Here is a 14,024-nt window from a genome sequence, read left to right on the forward strand (position 1 = left end):
GGAACGCGTGACCTCATCGACCAGCGACATCGACGCCGCGCGGGTGGTGATGCGCCGCGCTGACGGAAGCCCGGTGCACGTGCTCGTCGTCGACGACGAACCGGTGCTGGCCGAGCTGGTGTCCATGGCGCTGCGCTACGAGGGGTGGGAGATCTCGACCGCCGGCGACGGCGCCACCGCGATCGCGGCGGCGCGCGACAACCCACCGGATGTGGTCGTGCTCGACGTGATGCTGCCGGACATGAGCGGTCTGGACGTCCTGCACCGGCTGCGAGAGCAGATCCCCGGCCTGCCGCTGCTGCTGCTCACCGCCAAGGATTCGGTGGAGGACCGCATCGCCGGACTGACCGCCGGCGGCGACGACTACGTCACCAAACCGTTCAGCATCGAAGAGGTCGTCTTGCGGTTGCGGGCGCTGCTGCGTCGCACCGGGGTCAGCACAGAGGCCGCCGGAGCGACGATCGTGGTCGGCGATCTGGTCCTCGACGAGGACAGTCACGAGGTCACCCGCGCGGGCGAACCGATCACGCTGACCGCCACGGAGTTCGAACTGCTGCGGTTCATGATGCGCAATGCCAAGCGGGTGCTGAGCAAGGCACAGATCCTGGATCGGGTGTGGAGCTACGACTTCGGTGGACGGTCGAACATCGTCGAGCTGTACGTCTCGTATCTGCGCAAGAAGATCGACAGTGGCCGGGAGCCGATGATCCACACGCTGCGCGGCGCCGGGTATGTCCTCAAGCCCGCGCGCTGACGGGCAGACCGCCACGCGGGGCCGTGTTCTCGCACCTCGGACCTGGTCGCTGCGCGTACGGCTGATCGTCACCCAGATGGTGCTGCTGGCCGTCGTCATCGCCGGCATCGGGGTCGCCACCGAATTCGCGCTGCAGCGGTTCCTGTCCCACCAACTCGACGAACAACTCGTCGAGGCCGGTCGGCGCTCGGCGGCGATCTTCGACCTGCCCCCGCCGGTGTTCACGCCGGGCACTCCGGGCTGGGAGGACCGCAGGCGGTTCGACCCCGAGGCCGGTCCCGGCCCCGGCTTCCTCAACGCTCCCGGACAGGCCACCCGCACCGTCGGCGCCGTCGTCACGCCCGGGCGCGGTATCGACGCCGGCGTCATCACCGCAGACGGTTCGCGCTCGACGGTCACCGATGCGGCCGCCGCGCAGTTGGCTGCCGTGCCGCCCGACCGCACGCCGCGCACGGTCACTCTCGACGGCTTGGGTCGCTACCGCGTCATCGGGCTGCACGACCGCCGCGCCGGGTCTCAGACGATCGTCACCGGGCTGCCGCTGTCCGTGGTCGACGACACCCTGCTGTGGGTCCTCGCCATGTTCTGCGTCGCTGCCGTGCTCGCGTTGATCGCCGCCGCCTTCGCGGGCATCGCGATCGTCCGACGGCAACTGGCGCCCCTGTCCCGGGTGGCGTCGGCGGCGCGCGAGGTGGCCGACCTCGAGCTCGACCGTGGCGAGGTCGACCTGCCGACCCCGATCGTCGCGGTCGACCCGGCCGCCGCGCACACGGAGGTGGGGCGGCTCGGCTCGGCGCTGAACCGGATGCTCGACAGGATCGCGGGTGCGCTGTCGGCGCGGCACGCCAGCGAGACCCGGATCCGCCAGTTCGTGGCCGACGCGAGCCACGAGCTGCGCACCCCGCTCGCCGCGATCCGCGGGTACACCGAGCTCGCGCAGCGCAGGCGCGCCGAGCTGCCCGACGACGTCGCGCACGCGATGAACCGCGTGGAGTCCGAGACGGAGCGCATGACCCGCCTCGTCGAGGACATGCTGCTGCTCGCCCGGCTGGACGCGGGTCGCCCGCTCGAGCGCGAGCCCGTCGACCTGACCCGGCTGGTCGTCGACGCGGTCAGCGACGCCCACGTCGCCGGGCCCGACCACGAGTGGGAGCTCGTCCTGCCCGACGAACCGGTCGCGGTGCCGGGCGACGAGGCCCGGCTCCATCAGGTGTTGGCCAATCTGCTGGCCAATGCGCGCATCCACACGCCGCCGGGCACCACCGTCACGACGTCGCTGGTAGCGACGGCCGATGGCGTGGTGCTGACCGTCGTCGACGACGGCCCCGGCATCCCGGCTTCCCTGCAGCCCGAGGTCTTCGAGCGCTTCGCGCGCGGCGATTCCTCGCGGTCGCGCCGCGGGGGCAGCACCGGTCTCGGGTTGGCGATCGTGGCCGCCGTGGTGCGGGCCCACGACGGGACCATCGTGGTGCGCAGCGTCCCCGGGCGCACCGAATTCGTCGTGACTCTTCCTGTGGATTCACAGCCAAGGCACAGCGGAGACCAATCGGGCGCCTAGCGGGGCCGAAGATGATCGAACGGGTGAGCGTGTTGACGTCGGGGCCCGAGGCTGCGCCGAACCCCGGCGAGCAGACGCGAACTGGACTTTTTCACGGCGTGTCGGCTCGAGTTCGCGTCTGCTCGCCGGGGTTGCTGGTGCTCCTCGTCAGCACGGCCGTGCTGTATCTGTGGAACCTCGGCGCGTCGGGATGGGCCAACTCCTTCTACGCCGCCGCGGTGCAGGCCGGCTCGAGCGACGCGACCGCGATGCTGTTCGGTTCCAGCGACGCCGCCAACGCGATCACCGTCGACAAGACACCCGCCGCGCTGTGGGTGATGGACCTCTCCGCGCGGGTCTTCGGCTTCTCGCCGTGGAGCATGCTGGCGCCTCAGGCACTGATGGGGGTGGCCGCCGTCGGCGTGCTCTACGCGTCGGTGCGCCGCGCCGCCGGCCCCGGCGCAGCTCTGCTGGCCGGCTGGATTCTCGCCCTGACACCGGTGGCTGCGCTGATGTTCCGGTTCAACAACCCGGATGCGTTGCTGGTGTTGATGCTGGTGCTCGGTGCCTACTGCACCCAGCGCGCCTGCGAGAAGGACGCCGGCCGGTGGTGGCTGGTCGCGGCGGGCGTGGCCGTGGGATTCGGGTTCCTCGCCAAGATGCTGCAGGCGCTGCTGGTGCTGCCGGCGTTCGCCGCCGCCTATCTGATGGCCGGGCCGTCGCCGCTGCGCCGGAGAGTGCTCGACCTCGGCATCGCCGGGGCCGCGGTTGTGGTCTCGGCCGGCTGGTACCTCGCGCTCGTCGAGCTCTGGCCGTCCGATGCGCGACCGTACATCGGCGGCTCGCAGCACAACAGCATTCTCGAATTGACATTGGGCTACAACGGTTTCGGCAGACTGACAGGTAACGAGCCCGGCGGGCTGGGCAACCTCAACCACGACGTCGGCTGGGGTCGGTTGTTCGGCTTCTCGATGGGTGCCGACATCGGCTGGCTGCTGGTCGCCGCACTCGTCTGCACCGTCGCCGGGCTGGTGCTGACCCGCCGCGCACCCCGCACCGATGCCACGCGGGCCGCGCTCGTGCTGTGGGGCGGCTGGCTCGTGGTCACCGCCGTCGTGTTCAGCTTCATGAACGGCATCGTGCACCCGTACTACACCGTGGCGCTGGCACCCGCGATCGCCGCCACCGTCGGCATCGGCGCATCTGCACTGTGGCGCAACCGAACTGATCCGCGCGCGGCGAGCGCGCTGGCGGCGACGACGGTGGTGACGGTGTTCCTGGCCGCGCAGCTGCTGACCCGCACCCCTGACTGGATGCCGTGGCTGCGCGTCGCGATCGTGGTCGGTGGAGTGGCGGCCGCGGCACTGATCGTCGTCAACGCGCGGCTGGGGCCCCGGGTGGCGCGGATCGTCGGCGGCCTCGCCCTCGTGTGCTGCCTGACCGGGCCAGCCGCCTACACGCTGGCGACCGTTGCGACCCCCCACACGGGTGCCATTCCGTCGGTCGGGCCGGCGCGATCGGGTGGTTTCCCGGGTGGCGGCTTCTTCGGCGGCGGCCCCGGTGGCGGTCTGCTGAGTGCACCGTCACCGCGGCCGGAGCTCACCAGGGTGCTGGCCGCCGACGCCGACCGATTCACCTGGGCGGCAGCCGTTGTCGGATCGAACAACGCCGCGGGATATCAGCTCGCCATCGGTGCACCGGTGATGGCGATCGGCGGATTCAACGGCACCGATCCGGCGCCGACGCTGGCGCAATTCGTCGACGACGTCGCTGCCGGGCGCATCCACTACTTCGTCGCCGGTCGGATGATGACGATGGGCCGGGCCCCGGAAAGCGGCTCGAAGGAGTCCGTAGCGATCCGCGACTGGGTGGCCGCCAACTTCGTCGCGCGCACCGTCGACGGCACGGTGGTCTACGACCTGACATCAGTCACAGCCGGCGCATAGCTCGGGCCAACGATGAGCACACAGAAGCGACAGAACATGGACACCATGACACCTACCGACACCGTGGCCGAGACACGTTGTGGCCGAACCCCTGTCGAACGTCGACCCCACGCAGCCCGCACCGCCCGGGTCACCGGGGCGCCGGTCCTCGACGTCGTCGTTCCCGTCTACAACGAGCAGGCCGTCCTGGCCGACTCGGTGTATCGGCTGCACCGGTATCTCAGCGATGCGGTGCCTTTTACGGCCCGCATCACGATCGCCGACAACGCCAGCACCGATGACACCCCGCGTATCGCTGCGGAACTCGCCGCCGAGTTGGATGGGGTACGCATGGTCCGTCTGGAGGAGAAGGGGCGCGGACGCGCACTGCACCACGTCTGGTCGACCTCCGACGCGGCGGTGCTCGTCTACACCGACGTCGACCTGTCCACCGACCTGGCCGCGCTCGGCCCCTTGGTGGCGCCGCTGATCTCCGGCCACTCGGACCTCGCGATCGGCACCCGGCTGGCGCGCGGCGCACACGTCACCCGCGGACCGAAGCGGGAAATCATCTCCCGCTGCTACAACCTCATCCTCAAATCCACACTGTCCGCGCGGTTCTCCGACGCACAGTGCGGATTCAAGGCGATCCGCGCGGATGTCGCGGCCCGCCTGCTGCCCTACATCGAAGACACCGGGTGGTTCTTCGACACCGAGCTGCTGGTGCTCGCCGAACGCAGCGGACTGCGCATCCACGAGGTCCCCGTCGACTGGGTCGACGATCCCGACAGCCGCGTCGACATCGTCGCGACGGCAGCAGCCGATCTGCGCGGCATCGGGCGGCTGCTGCGCGGATTCGCCAGCGGCGCGATCCCGGTGAACATGATCGCTGCCCAGCTGAGTCCGTCCCAGCAGCCGGCAGCGCCCAGCTCGCTGCTGCGGCAAGTGGTGCGATTCGGAGCGATCGGGGTCGCGTCGACGATCGCCTACATCGTGCTGTTCATGCTGTTGCGGGGCAGCGTCGGCGCCCAGTGGGCGAACCTCTTGGCTCTGTTGCTCACCGCGATCGGCAACACCGCGGCCAACCGCCGCTTCACCTTCGGTGTCCGCGGTCAGTCCCGGCTCGCTCAGCACCATCTCGAAGGACTCATCGTCTTCGGGGTCGCGCTCGGCATCACCAGCGGATCGCTGAGCCTGCTGCACGCCACCTCCGCGGCACCGCACCGCATGGTCGAACTGGCGGTGCTGATCGGCGCCAACCTGCTCGCCACCGTGGTCCGCTTCGTCCTGTTGCGCGGCTGGGTGTTCCATCCGCGCCGCACCGCCACCGAAGGAGTCGCCCGATGACCCTCACTGCCGATTCCTCGGTCACCACCGCACCCGTGCCCGCGCGTGAGCCGGCGGCGCGATGGCACCGGTTCGCACTCGCCGCCCTGCTGGCCGCCACCGCGGTGCTGTACCTGTGGGGTCTGGGTTCGAGTGGCTGGGCCAACGATTTCTATGCCGCGGCCGCGCAGGCCGGCACCCAGAGCTGGAAGGCTTGGCTGTTCGCATCCCTCGATTCCGGCAACGCGATCACCGTGGACAAGCCGCCGGTGTCGATCTGGTTCATGGCGCTGTCCGGCCGGCTGTTCGGCTTCAGCCCGTTCACGATGCTGCTGCCGCAGGCGCTGATGGGCGTGGCATCGGTGGGCGTGCTCTACGCGGCGGTGCGCCGGGTCAGCGGGCCGGGTGCCGGTCTGATCGCCGGCGCCGCGCTCGCCGTCATGCCGGTGGCGGCGTCGATGTTCCGCTACAACAACCCCGATGCGCTGCTGGTGCTGTTGCTCGTGGTGGCGGCTTATCTGACGGTGCGCGCCATCGAGACCGGACGTACCCGCTGGATGGTCGGTGCAGGAGTGGTCCTGGGCGTGGCGTTCCTGACCAAGATGCTGCAGGCGTTCCTCGTGGTGCCCGGGTTGGCGCTCGCGTTCCTGGTCGCGGCGCCGATCGCGTTCTGGCCGCGGGTCCGGGCGTTGCTGGCCGGTGGCGTCGCGATGGTGGCGACCGCGGGACCGTTCCTGGCGCTGGTCAGCCTGTGGCCGGCGGATTCGCGGCCCTACATCGGCGGGTCCACCGACAACTCTCTGCTGCAGCTCGCTCTGGGCTACAACGGAATTCAGCGCATCGCCGGTCGGGGCGAGGGTCCCGGGGGCGGGGGCCCGGGCATGGGTGACGGTCCGGGCGGCGGGGCGCACGTGTTCTTCGGCGGTACCCCCGGCATCGGCCGGATGTTCGGCCCGTCGTTCGGTGCCGAGGTGTCCTGGCTGCTGCCCGCGGCGCTGATCGGGCTGGTGGCGCTGCTGTGGTCCACCCGCCGCGCGCCGCGGACGTCGCCACTGCGAGCCAGTCTCTTGCTGTGGGGCGGCTGGCTGCTGGTCACCGCCGCCGTGTTCAGCTTCATGGACGGCATCATCCACCCGTACTACACGCTGGCGCTGGCGCCGGCGGTTGCCGCTCTGATCGGGATCAGCGCGGCTGAGCTGTGGCGCGCCCGGCAGTTCTGGGCGGCGCGGGCGGTGCTGGCGGTGATGTCGGCGGGCACCGGGGTGTGGGCGTTCGCGCTTCTCGGCCGAGCGCCGGGGTGGCAGCCGTGGCTGCGCTGGGTGGTGCTGATCGGTTCGCTCGCGGTGGCTGTGCTGCTGGTGGCGGGTGTGCAGCGGTGGGGCAGGCTCGCGGCGGCAGTGGCTGGCGCCGCGCTCATCCTGGGGGCTGCCGCCCCCGCGGCATACGCGATCGAGACGGCGGCCCGTCCCGCCAGCGGGCCGGGCGCCATGGCCGGCCCGGCGGCTGCGCACGCCGACTTCGGCAGTTTCGGCGACATGCCCGGCGGGCCGGGTGGGCCCGGCGGTCCCGGCGGTCCGGGGTTCGTGCGCGCATCGGACAACGTCGCGCTGCAGAACCTGGTGAAAGCAACCGACAATCGTTGGGCCGCAGCGAGTGTCGGCTCGATGACGGCGAGCAGCCTGGAGTTGAGCACCGGCACCTCGGTGATGGCGATCGGCGGCTTCATGGGCAGTGACCCGTCGCCGACGCTGGCGCAATTCCAGCAGTACGTCGACGACGGTCAGGTGCGTTACTTCATCGCCGGCGGCGACGGCGGCCCCGGTCGCCACCGGGACAGCGGTTCCGCCGCGGAGATCACCGCCTGGGTGAAGAAGACCTTCACCCCGCGCGACGTGGGCGGCGCGACGGTCTACGACCTCGCGCATTAGTCAGCCGAGCGTGGGTGTTGTGTACGACTCGCTGTCGCGATGCGTGCACAACCCCCACGCTCGGAACGGTTGCGCGCGGGCTGATTCTTAACAGTGACGCTGTGCAGCCGCATCTCTACGGTCGCGCCATGTCGGTGACAGACGAGTACCTGAGGAACAACGAGGAGTTCGCGAAGACGTTCTCCGGGCCGTTGCCGCTGCCGCCCAGCAGGCATGTCGCCGTTGTCGCCTGCATGGATGCGCGGCTGAACGTGTATCGGATCCTCGGGCTCTCCGATGGCGAGGCGCACGTCATCCGCAACGCCGGCGGCGTCGTCACCGACGACGAGATCCGCTCCCTGGCGATCAGTCAGCGCCTGCTGGGCACTCGAGAGATCATCCTCATCCACCACACCGACTGCGGCATGCTGACATTCACCGACGACGAGTTCAAGCGCGATATCCAGGAGGAGACCGGGATCAAGCCGGAATGGGCCGCCGAATCGTTCGGCGATCTCGACGAGGACGTCCGCCAGTCGCTGCGCCGCATCGAAGCGAGCCCGTTCGTCACACAGCACGAGTCTCTGCGCGGCTTCGTCTTCGATGTCGCGACCGGCAGGCTCACCGAAGTCACGTTGTAGCCGCCTCGACTGTGGGGGTTGTGCACGCCCGCCGCCCGTGTCGCGTGCACAACCCCCACGCTCGGCGCCTCCGAACCGTTGACACCTGCAGGCCCAGCGATTACATTGCCCGGTGATGATCGTAATTCTGGTCAAATCTACCAACTTTGCAGGGAAACGATGACGACGACCGAAGACACCGCGGTCAACGCGGGTCGCTACGAGCTGAGCCACCTGCGTGCGCTCGAAGCTGAAGCCATCCACATCATCAGGGAGGTGGCCGCCGAGTTCGAGCGGCCGGTGCTGCTGTTCTCCGGCGGCAAGGACTCGATCGTGATGCTGCACCTGGCGCTCAAGGCGTTCGCGCCCGGCCGACTGCCATTCCCGGTGATGCACGTCGACACGGGCCACAACTTCGACGAGGTCCTGGCCGCACGCGACGAGCTGGTCGCCCAGTCGGGCGTGCGCCTGGTGGTGGCCAGTGTTCAAGAGGACATCGACGCGGGCCGCGTGGTCGAGACGATTCCCTCGCGCAACCCGATGCAGACGTTCACGCTGCTGCGGGCCATCCGGGAGAACAAGTTCGATGCCGCATTCGGTGGGGCGCGCCGCGACGAGGAGAAGGCGCGCGCCAAGGAGCGCGTGTTCAGCTTCCGCGACGAGTTCGGCCAGTGGGACCCGAAGAACCAGCGCCCCGAGCTGTGGAACCTGTACAACGGCCGGCACCGCAAGGGTGAGCACATCCGCGCCTTTCCGCTGTCGAACTGGACCGAGTTCGACATTTGGTCCTACATCGGTGCCGAGAAGATCAAGCTGCCGTCGATCTACTACGCGCATGAGCGCAAGGTGTTCGAGCGCGACGGCATGCTGCTGGCGGTGCACAAGTTCATGCAGCCGCGCAAGGACGAGCCGGTGATCGAGAAGACCGTGCGGTTCCGCACCGTCGGCGACGTCACCTGCACCGGCTGTGTCGAGTCGACGGCGGCGACGGTGTCCGAGGTGATCGCCGAGACCGCTGTGTCGCGTTTGACCGAGCGGGGCGCGACGCGAGCCGATGACCGGATCTCCGAGGCGGGGATGGAAGACCGCAAGCGTGAGGGGTACTTCTGACATGGGGCGAGCGAAGCGACGGGGGAAATAGCATGGCGACGACACTGCTGCGTATCGCGACCGCCGGTTCGGTCGACGACGGAAAGTCCACGCTGATCGGTCGGCTGCTCTACGACAGCAAGGCCGTGATGGAGGATCAGCTCGCCGCCGTCGAGCGCACGTCCAAGGAGCGCGGGAACGACTACACCGACCTGGCTCTGGTCACCGACGGCCTGCGCGCCGAGCGTGAGCAGGGCATCACGATCGATGTGGCCTACCGCTATTTCGCCACCGCCAAGCGCAAATTCATCATCGCCGACACCCCGGGTCACATCCAGTACACGCGCAACATGGTGACCGGCACCTCCACCGCGCAGCTGGCGATCGTGCTCGTCGACGCCCGGCACGGTCTGCTCGAGCAGTCCCGCCGCCACGCGTTCCTGGCCTCGCTGCTGGGCATCCGGCACATCGTGCTCGCAGTCAACAAGATGGATCTGGTCGGCTGGAGTCAGGAGCGGTTCGACGAGATCCGGGACGACTTCTACGAATTCGCCGCGCGTCTCGACGTCCAGGACGTCACCACGATCCCGCTCTCGGCGCTCAACGGAGACAACGTCGTCACCAAATCCGATGTCACGCCGTGGTACGACGGGCCGTCGCTGCTGAGCCACCTCGAGGACGTGTACATCGCGGGCGATCGCAACCTGGTCGATGTGCGGTTCCCGGTGCAGTACGTGATCCGGCCGCAGACCCGCGAGCACGCCGATCACCGCAGCTACGCCGGCACCGTCGCCAGCGGCGTCATGCGTCCGGGCGACGAGATCGTGGTGCTGCCCACGGGCAAGACCTCCCGCATCACGGCCATCGAGGGCCCGGGTGGCCCTGTGCAGGAAGCGTTTCCGCCGATGGCCGTGTCGGTGAGCCTGGCCGACGACATCGACATCAGCCGCGGTGACCTGATCGCCCGGCCCAACAACCAGCCCCGGGTGACGCAGCAGTTCGACGCCACGGTGTGCTGGATGGCCGACGAAGCCTCACTGGAGCCGGGTCGGGACTACCTGATCAAGCACACGACGCGCACCACCCGCGTCAGGGTGACGGCGCTGGACTACCGGCTCGATGTCAACACGTTGCACCGCGACAAGACGGCCACCGCGCTGAAACTCAACGAGCTGGGCCGGGTGTCGCTGCGCAGCCAGGTGCCTCTGCTCCTCGATGAGTACAGCCGCAATGCTGCGACGGGATCGTTCATCCTGATCGACCCGAACACCAACGGTACGGTCGCCGCGGGGATGATCCTGCCCTACGTGACGGCGCGGACGTCGAGCCCCAACACAGTGCGGCACCAGTCGCTGTGCACCTCCGACGACCGGCTGTCCAAGGGGCGCACGGTGTGGTTCACCGGTCTGTCGGGTTCGGGCAAGTCGTCGGTGGCAATGCTGGTGGAGCAGAAGCTGCTCGAAAAGGGCGTGCCTGCCTATGTTCTCGACGGAGACAACCTGCGGCACGGGCTCAACGCCGACCTCGGGTTCTCGATGGCCGACCGCGCCGAGAACCAGCGCCGGCTCGCCCACATCGCGGCGATCCTCGCCGACTCCGGCCAGGTGGTGCTGGTGCCTGCGATCAGTCCGCTCGAGGAGCATCGCGAGTTGGCCCGGCAGGTGACGACGGCGGCCGGTCTGGACTTCTTCGAGGTCTTCATGGACACCCCGCTCGAGGATTGCGAACGCCGCGATCCGAAAGGCCTGTACGCGAAGGCCCGTGCCGGCGAGATCACCCACTTCACCGGTATCGACAGCCCCTATCAGCGACCGAAGGATCCCGACTTGCAGCTGACACCGGATCTACCCCTCGACGGACTCGCCGACCGGGTGATCGAGATGCTGGAGAGCAGGCCATGACCGAATCCGATCACGAGGTCGCCGCGCGACTCGCCACGGAAGCCGGTGTGCTGCTGCTCGACGTACGCGCCGAGTTCGCCGACGCGGACGCGGCGGAGCGGAAAGCGGCAGGGGACAAGCGATCCCACGACTTCCTGATGGAGGCGTTGGCATCGGTGCGGCCCGGCGACGCGGTGCTGTCCGAAGAGGGCATCGACGATCCGGTTCGGCTGTCCGCCGAACGGGTCTGGATCGTGGATCCATTGGACGGCACCCGCGAGTTCTCCGAGGCAGGGCGGTCCGACTGGGCCGTACACGTAGCGCTGTGGCAGGCAGGCGAACTCGTCGCCGGCGCCGTCGCGCTGCCCGCGCAGGGCGTCACGCTGGCCACTCCCACGGTGCCTGTGCCGCCTGCGCAGCCCGGTGCGCCGAGAATCGTCGTCTCCCGCACCCGGCCGCCCGCGATCGCCTTGGAGGTCAAGGATGCGCTCGAGGGCACGCTCGTCGAAATGGGTTCGGCCGGAGCGAAAGTGGCGTCCGTGGTGCAGGGCGTCTCCGATGTCTACGTGCACGCCGGTGGTCAGTACGAATGGGATTCGGCCGCGCCGGTCGCGGTGGCCCGCGCGGCCGGACTGCACACCTCCCGCATCGACGGCTCCCCGCTGGTCTACAACCAGCGGGACTCCAAGCTGCCCGACCTCATCGTCTGCCGGCCCGAGCTGGCCGATGCGGTGTTGGCGGTGACGGCCCGACTGTAGGCTGCGGAGGTGGCCGAACCCAATACTCTGCGCGCGCTGTCGGGACTGCCGCTCACACCGGCCCGGCTCGGCGATTCGGTGCTGGTGCTGATCGACTGCCAGAACACCTACACCGAAGGGGTGTTGGAGCTCGACGGGGTGCAGGATGCTCTCGACGAGGCGGCGGTACTGCTGGACCTCGCTCGATCGGCCGGTGCGCCGGTCATCCACGTGCAGCACGACGACGGCCCCGGTTCGCTGTACGACATCGGTGGCCACACCGGCGCGATCGTCGAGCGGGTCGCCCCCCTCGACACCGAACCGGTTGTGGTGAAGAACTATCCGAACGCCTTCGTGCAGACCGACCTGCAGGACAGGCTCACGTCCCTGGGCGTGCAGAATCTCGTGCTGGCGGGGTTCATGACGCACATGTGCGTGAACTCGACAGCGCGCGGCGCGTTCAACCTCGGCTATGCGCCGACCGTGGTCGCCACCGCGACCGCGACGCGCCCGCTACCGGGGGTCGGGGGAGAGCCCGTGCCCGCTTCGGCGCTTCAGGCCGCGAGCTTGGCCGCGGTCGCCGACCTGTTCGCCGTGGTCGTGCCCCGCGCCGCCGACATCCCCGGGTAGGCCTGCGCATGCGAATGTCGGCGAAGGCGGAGTATGCGATCCGCGCGATGGTCGAACTGGCCACCGCCGACGATGGCGCGCTGGTCAAGACCGAGGATCTGGCGAGGGCACAGGGCATTCCGGCGCAATTCCTGGTCGACATCCTGTCGGACCTGCGCACCGACCGACTGGTGCGCAGCCATCGTGGTCGCGACGGCGGATACGAACTCGCCCGGTGCGCCACCGAGATCAGCATCGCCGACGTGCTGCGGTGTATCGACGGGCCGTTGGCCAGCGTCCGTGACATCGGGCTCGGTGACCTACCCTACAGCGGACCGACCGCCGCGCTGACCGATGTGTGGCGAGCGTTGCGCGCCAGTATGCGTTCGGTTCTGGAGACCACGAGCCTTGCCGATGTGGCAGCCGGTGCCCTGCCGAAGCACGTGCGCACGCTGGCCGACGACTACCGCACCCAGGAAGAACAGCGCGGGCGATCCGTCACCTGATCGCGCGGGAAAGGCTACCCATCGTGTTCGACTTTCGTGATCTCACCGCACCGGTGTCGGTCGCCCCGATGGCGGGTGGACCCTCGACACCCGAACTCGCCGCGGCCGGCACGAATGCCGGCGGGCTGGGTTTCGTCGCGGCCGGCTATCTCAGCGCCGACGTGTTCGCTGACAAATTGGGCGCGGCGATGCGGTCGGCGTCCGGCCCGATCGGTGCGAACCTGTTCGTGCCGGGTCCGGACACCGGTGATCAGGAGCGCATCGAACGGTACGCCGCGCAGCTGGTGCCGGACGCGCAGCGCTACGGCGTCTCCGTCGGTGCGCCTCGCATCGACGACGACGCGTGGCAGGGGAAACTCGACGTCCTGCTGGATCTGCGACCGGCGGTGGCGTCCTTCACCTTCGGGCTCCCGACGGCCGATGACGTCGCGCGACTCCGATCCGCCGGCGTCACCGTCGCGGGCACGATCACCACGCTCGCGGAGGCCCACGAGGCGGCCGACCGCGGCGTCGACGTGCTCGTGGCGCAGGGACCTGCCGCAGGAGGGCACCGCGGAACCTTCGACGCGCAGTCGCGTCCGGCCGAGCAGCCGCTCGACGATCTACTGGCCGCGATCACGGCCGTCCTCGACCTTCCGGTGGTGGCCGCCGGCGGCCTGATGACCGCGGCAGACGTGGCGCGGGTACGCCGCGGCGGGGCGGTCGCCGCGCAGCTGGGCACGGCCTTCCTGCTGGCTGACGAAGCCGGCAGCAGTCCGGTGCACCGGGCCGCGCTGGTGAGTCCCGAATTCACCGAAACTGTTGTCACGAAAGCATTCTCGGGGCGCTACGCGCGCGGCCTGCGCAATCGCTTCGTCGACGACCATGATGCGCAGGCGCCGCTGGCCTACCCGCAGGTGCACTATCTCACGAGCCCGCTGCGGGCGGCGGCGGTGCGGGCGGGCGATCCGCACGGCACCAACATCTGGGCCGGCACCGGGTTCCGGCTGGCCGAGCCCGCTCCCGCTGCCGCGATCATCGAGAAGTTGACATCCGAACAAGGCGGCCAAGGCTGACATCGGCCCACCCCGAGCGACATTGTCGGCCGATGGTGAGGTGTGCTCATCAGGCGCCGACAATGTCGCTGAGGGTGGT

General features: G+C 69.4%; 12 protein-coding genes. All 12 read left to right on the forward strand.

Going from position 1 to position 14,024, the window contains the following annotated elements; translation table 11 throughout:
* Nucleotides 1-49: 49 nt before the first annotated feature.
* The 12 genes from MHN84_RS25595 to MHN84_RS25650 all read left to right on the forward strand — a co-directional run bounded on the left by MHN84_RS25595 (nucleotide 50) and on the right by MHN84_RS25650 (nucleotide 13,945).
* Nucleotides 50-754, forward strand: a complete 705-nt coding sequence (locus MHN84_RS25595; RefSeq protein ID WP_241207380.1) for a response regulator transcription factor — start codon at nucleotides 50-52, stop codon at nucleotides 752-754.
* The gene (locus MHN84_RS25600) at nucleotides 732-2,312 is read left to right on the forward strand and encodes a cell wall metabolism sensor histidine kinase WalK (protein WP_241207326.1); all 1,581 of its coding nucleotides are present in this window, start codon (nucleotides 732-734) and stop codon (nucleotides 2,310-2,312) included. Before MHN84_RS25595 ends, MHN84_RS25600 begins: the two co-directional genes overlap by 23 nt.
* 11 nt (nucleotides 2,313-2,323) lie before the next feature.
* Nucleotides 2,324-4,237 (forward strand): glycosyltransferase family 39 protein, encoded by a 1,914-nt coding sequence (locus MHN84_RS25605; protein WP_374238427.1) that lies wholly within the window; start codon nucleotides 2,324-2,326, stop codon nucleotides 4,235-4,237.
* Between the two features lie 45 nt (nucleotides 4,238-4,282).
* Nucleotides 4,283-5,563, forward strand: a complete 1,281-nt coding sequence (locus MHN84_RS25610; protein WP_241207327.1) for a bifunctional glycosyltransferase family 2/GtrA family protein — start codon at nucleotides 4,283-4,285, stop codon at nucleotides 5,561-5,563.
* A complete protein-coding gene (locus tag MHN84_RS25615) occupies nucleotides 5,560-7,470 on the forward strand; it encodes a glycosyltransferase family 39 protein (protein WP_241207328.1) in 1,911 nt (636 codons plus the stop codon). The genes MHN84_RS25610 and MHN84_RS25615 overlap by 4 nt, the downstream gene beginning before the upstream one ends.
* Nucleotides 7,471-7,598: 128 nt before the next feature.
* A complete protein-coding gene (locus MHN84_RS25620; protein ID WP_241207329.1) occupies nucleotides 7,599-8,090 on the forward strand; it encodes a carbonic anhydrase in 492 nt (163 codons plus the stop codon).
* 159 nt (nucleotides 8,091-8,249) lie between these two features.
* Nucleotides 8,250-9,179 carry a sulfate adenylyltransferase subunit CysD gene (gene cysD / locus MHN84_RS25625; RefSeq protein WP_241207330.1) on the forward strand — a complete coding sequence of 310 codons (930 nt, stop codon included), beginning with the start codon at nucleotides 8,250-8,252 and terminating at the stop codon, nucleotides 9,177-9,179.
* A 32-nt stretch (nucleotides 9,180-9,211) separates the two neighbouring features.
* A complete protein-coding gene (gene cysN, locus MHN84_RS25630; RefSeq protein ID WP_241207331.1) occupies nucleotides 9,212-11,059 on the forward strand; it encodes a sulfate adenylyltransferase subunit CysN in 1,848 nt (615 codons plus the stop codon).
* Complete coding sequence (locus tag MHN84_RS25635; RefSeq protein WP_241207332.1) at nucleotides 11,056-11,796, forward strand: 3'(2'),5'-bisphosphate nucleotidase CysQ; 741 nt, start codon at nucleotides 11,056-11,058, stop codon at nucleotides 11,794-11,796. The genes cysN and MHN84_RS25635 overlap by 4 nt, the downstream gene beginning before the upstream one ends.
* A gap of 9 nt (nucleotides 11,797-11,805) precedes the next feature.
* Nucleotides 11,806-12,405, forward strand: coding sequence for a cysteine hydrolase family protein (locus MHN84_RS25640; RefSeq protein WP_241207333.1), 600 nt, complete (start codon nucleotides 11,806-11,808; stop codon nucleotides 12,403-12,405).
* An 8-nt stretch (nucleotides 12,406-12,413) separates the two neighbouring features.
* Complete coding sequence (locus MHN84_RS25645; RefSeq protein ID WP_241207334.1) at nucleotides 12,414-12,890, forward strand: RrF2 family transcriptional regulator; 477 nt, start codon at nucleotides 12,414-12,416, stop codon at nucleotides 12,888-12,890.
* Between the two features lie 20 nt (nucleotides 12,891-12,910).
* Nucleotides 12,911-13,945, forward strand: a complete 1,035-nt coding sequence (locus MHN84_RS25650; protein WP_241207382.1) for a nitronate monooxygenase — start codon at nucleotides 12,911-12,913, stop codon at nucleotides 13,943-13,945.
* Nucleotides 13,946-14,024 lie beyond the last annotated feature (79 nt).

The organism is Mycobacterium sp. PSTR-4-N, from assembly GCF_022348085.1.
Lineage (GTDB): Bacteria > Actinomycetota > Actinomycetes > Mycobacteriales > Mycobacteriaceae > Mycobacterium.

Coding starts and splice junctions, on each gene's coding strand:
- MHN84_RS25595 (WP_241207380.1), top strand. CDS start 50: ATGCGCCGCGCTGACGGAAGCCCGGTGCACGTGCTCGTCGTCGACGAC.
- MHN84_RS25600 (WP_241207326.1), top strand. CDS start 732: ATGTCCTCAAGCCCGCGCGCTGACGGGCAGACCGCCACGCGGGGCCGT.
- MHN84_RS25605 (WP_374238427.1), top strand. CDS start 2,324: ATGATCGAACGGGTGAGCGTGTTGACGTCGGGGCCCGAGGCTGCGCCG.
- MHN84_RS25610 (WP_241207327.1), top strand. CDS start 4,283: ATGACACCTACCGACACCGTGGCCGAGACACGTTGTGGCCGAACCCCT.
- MHN84_RS25615 (WP_241207328.1), top strand. CDS start 5,560: ATGACCCTCACTGCCGATTCCTCGGTCACCACCGCACCCGTGCCCGCG.
- MHN84_RS25620 (WP_241207329.1), top strand. CDS start 7,599: ATGTCGGTGACAGACGAGTACCTGAGGAACAACGAGGAGTTCGCGAAG.
- cysD (WP_241207330.1), top strand. CDS start 8,250: ATGACGACGACCGAAGACACCGCGGTCAACGCGGGTCGCTACGAGCTG.
- cysN (WP_241207331.1), top strand. CDS start 9,212: ATGGCGACGACACTGCTGCGTATCGCGACCGCCGGTTCGGTCGACGAC.
- MHN84_RS25635 (WP_241207332.1), top strand. CDS start 11,056: ATGACCGAATCCGATCACGAGGTCGCCGCGCGACTCGCCACGGAAGCC.
- MHN84_RS25645 (WP_241207334.1), top strand. CDS start 12,414: ATGCGAATGTCGGCGAAGGCGGAGTATGCGATCCGCGCGATGGTCGAA.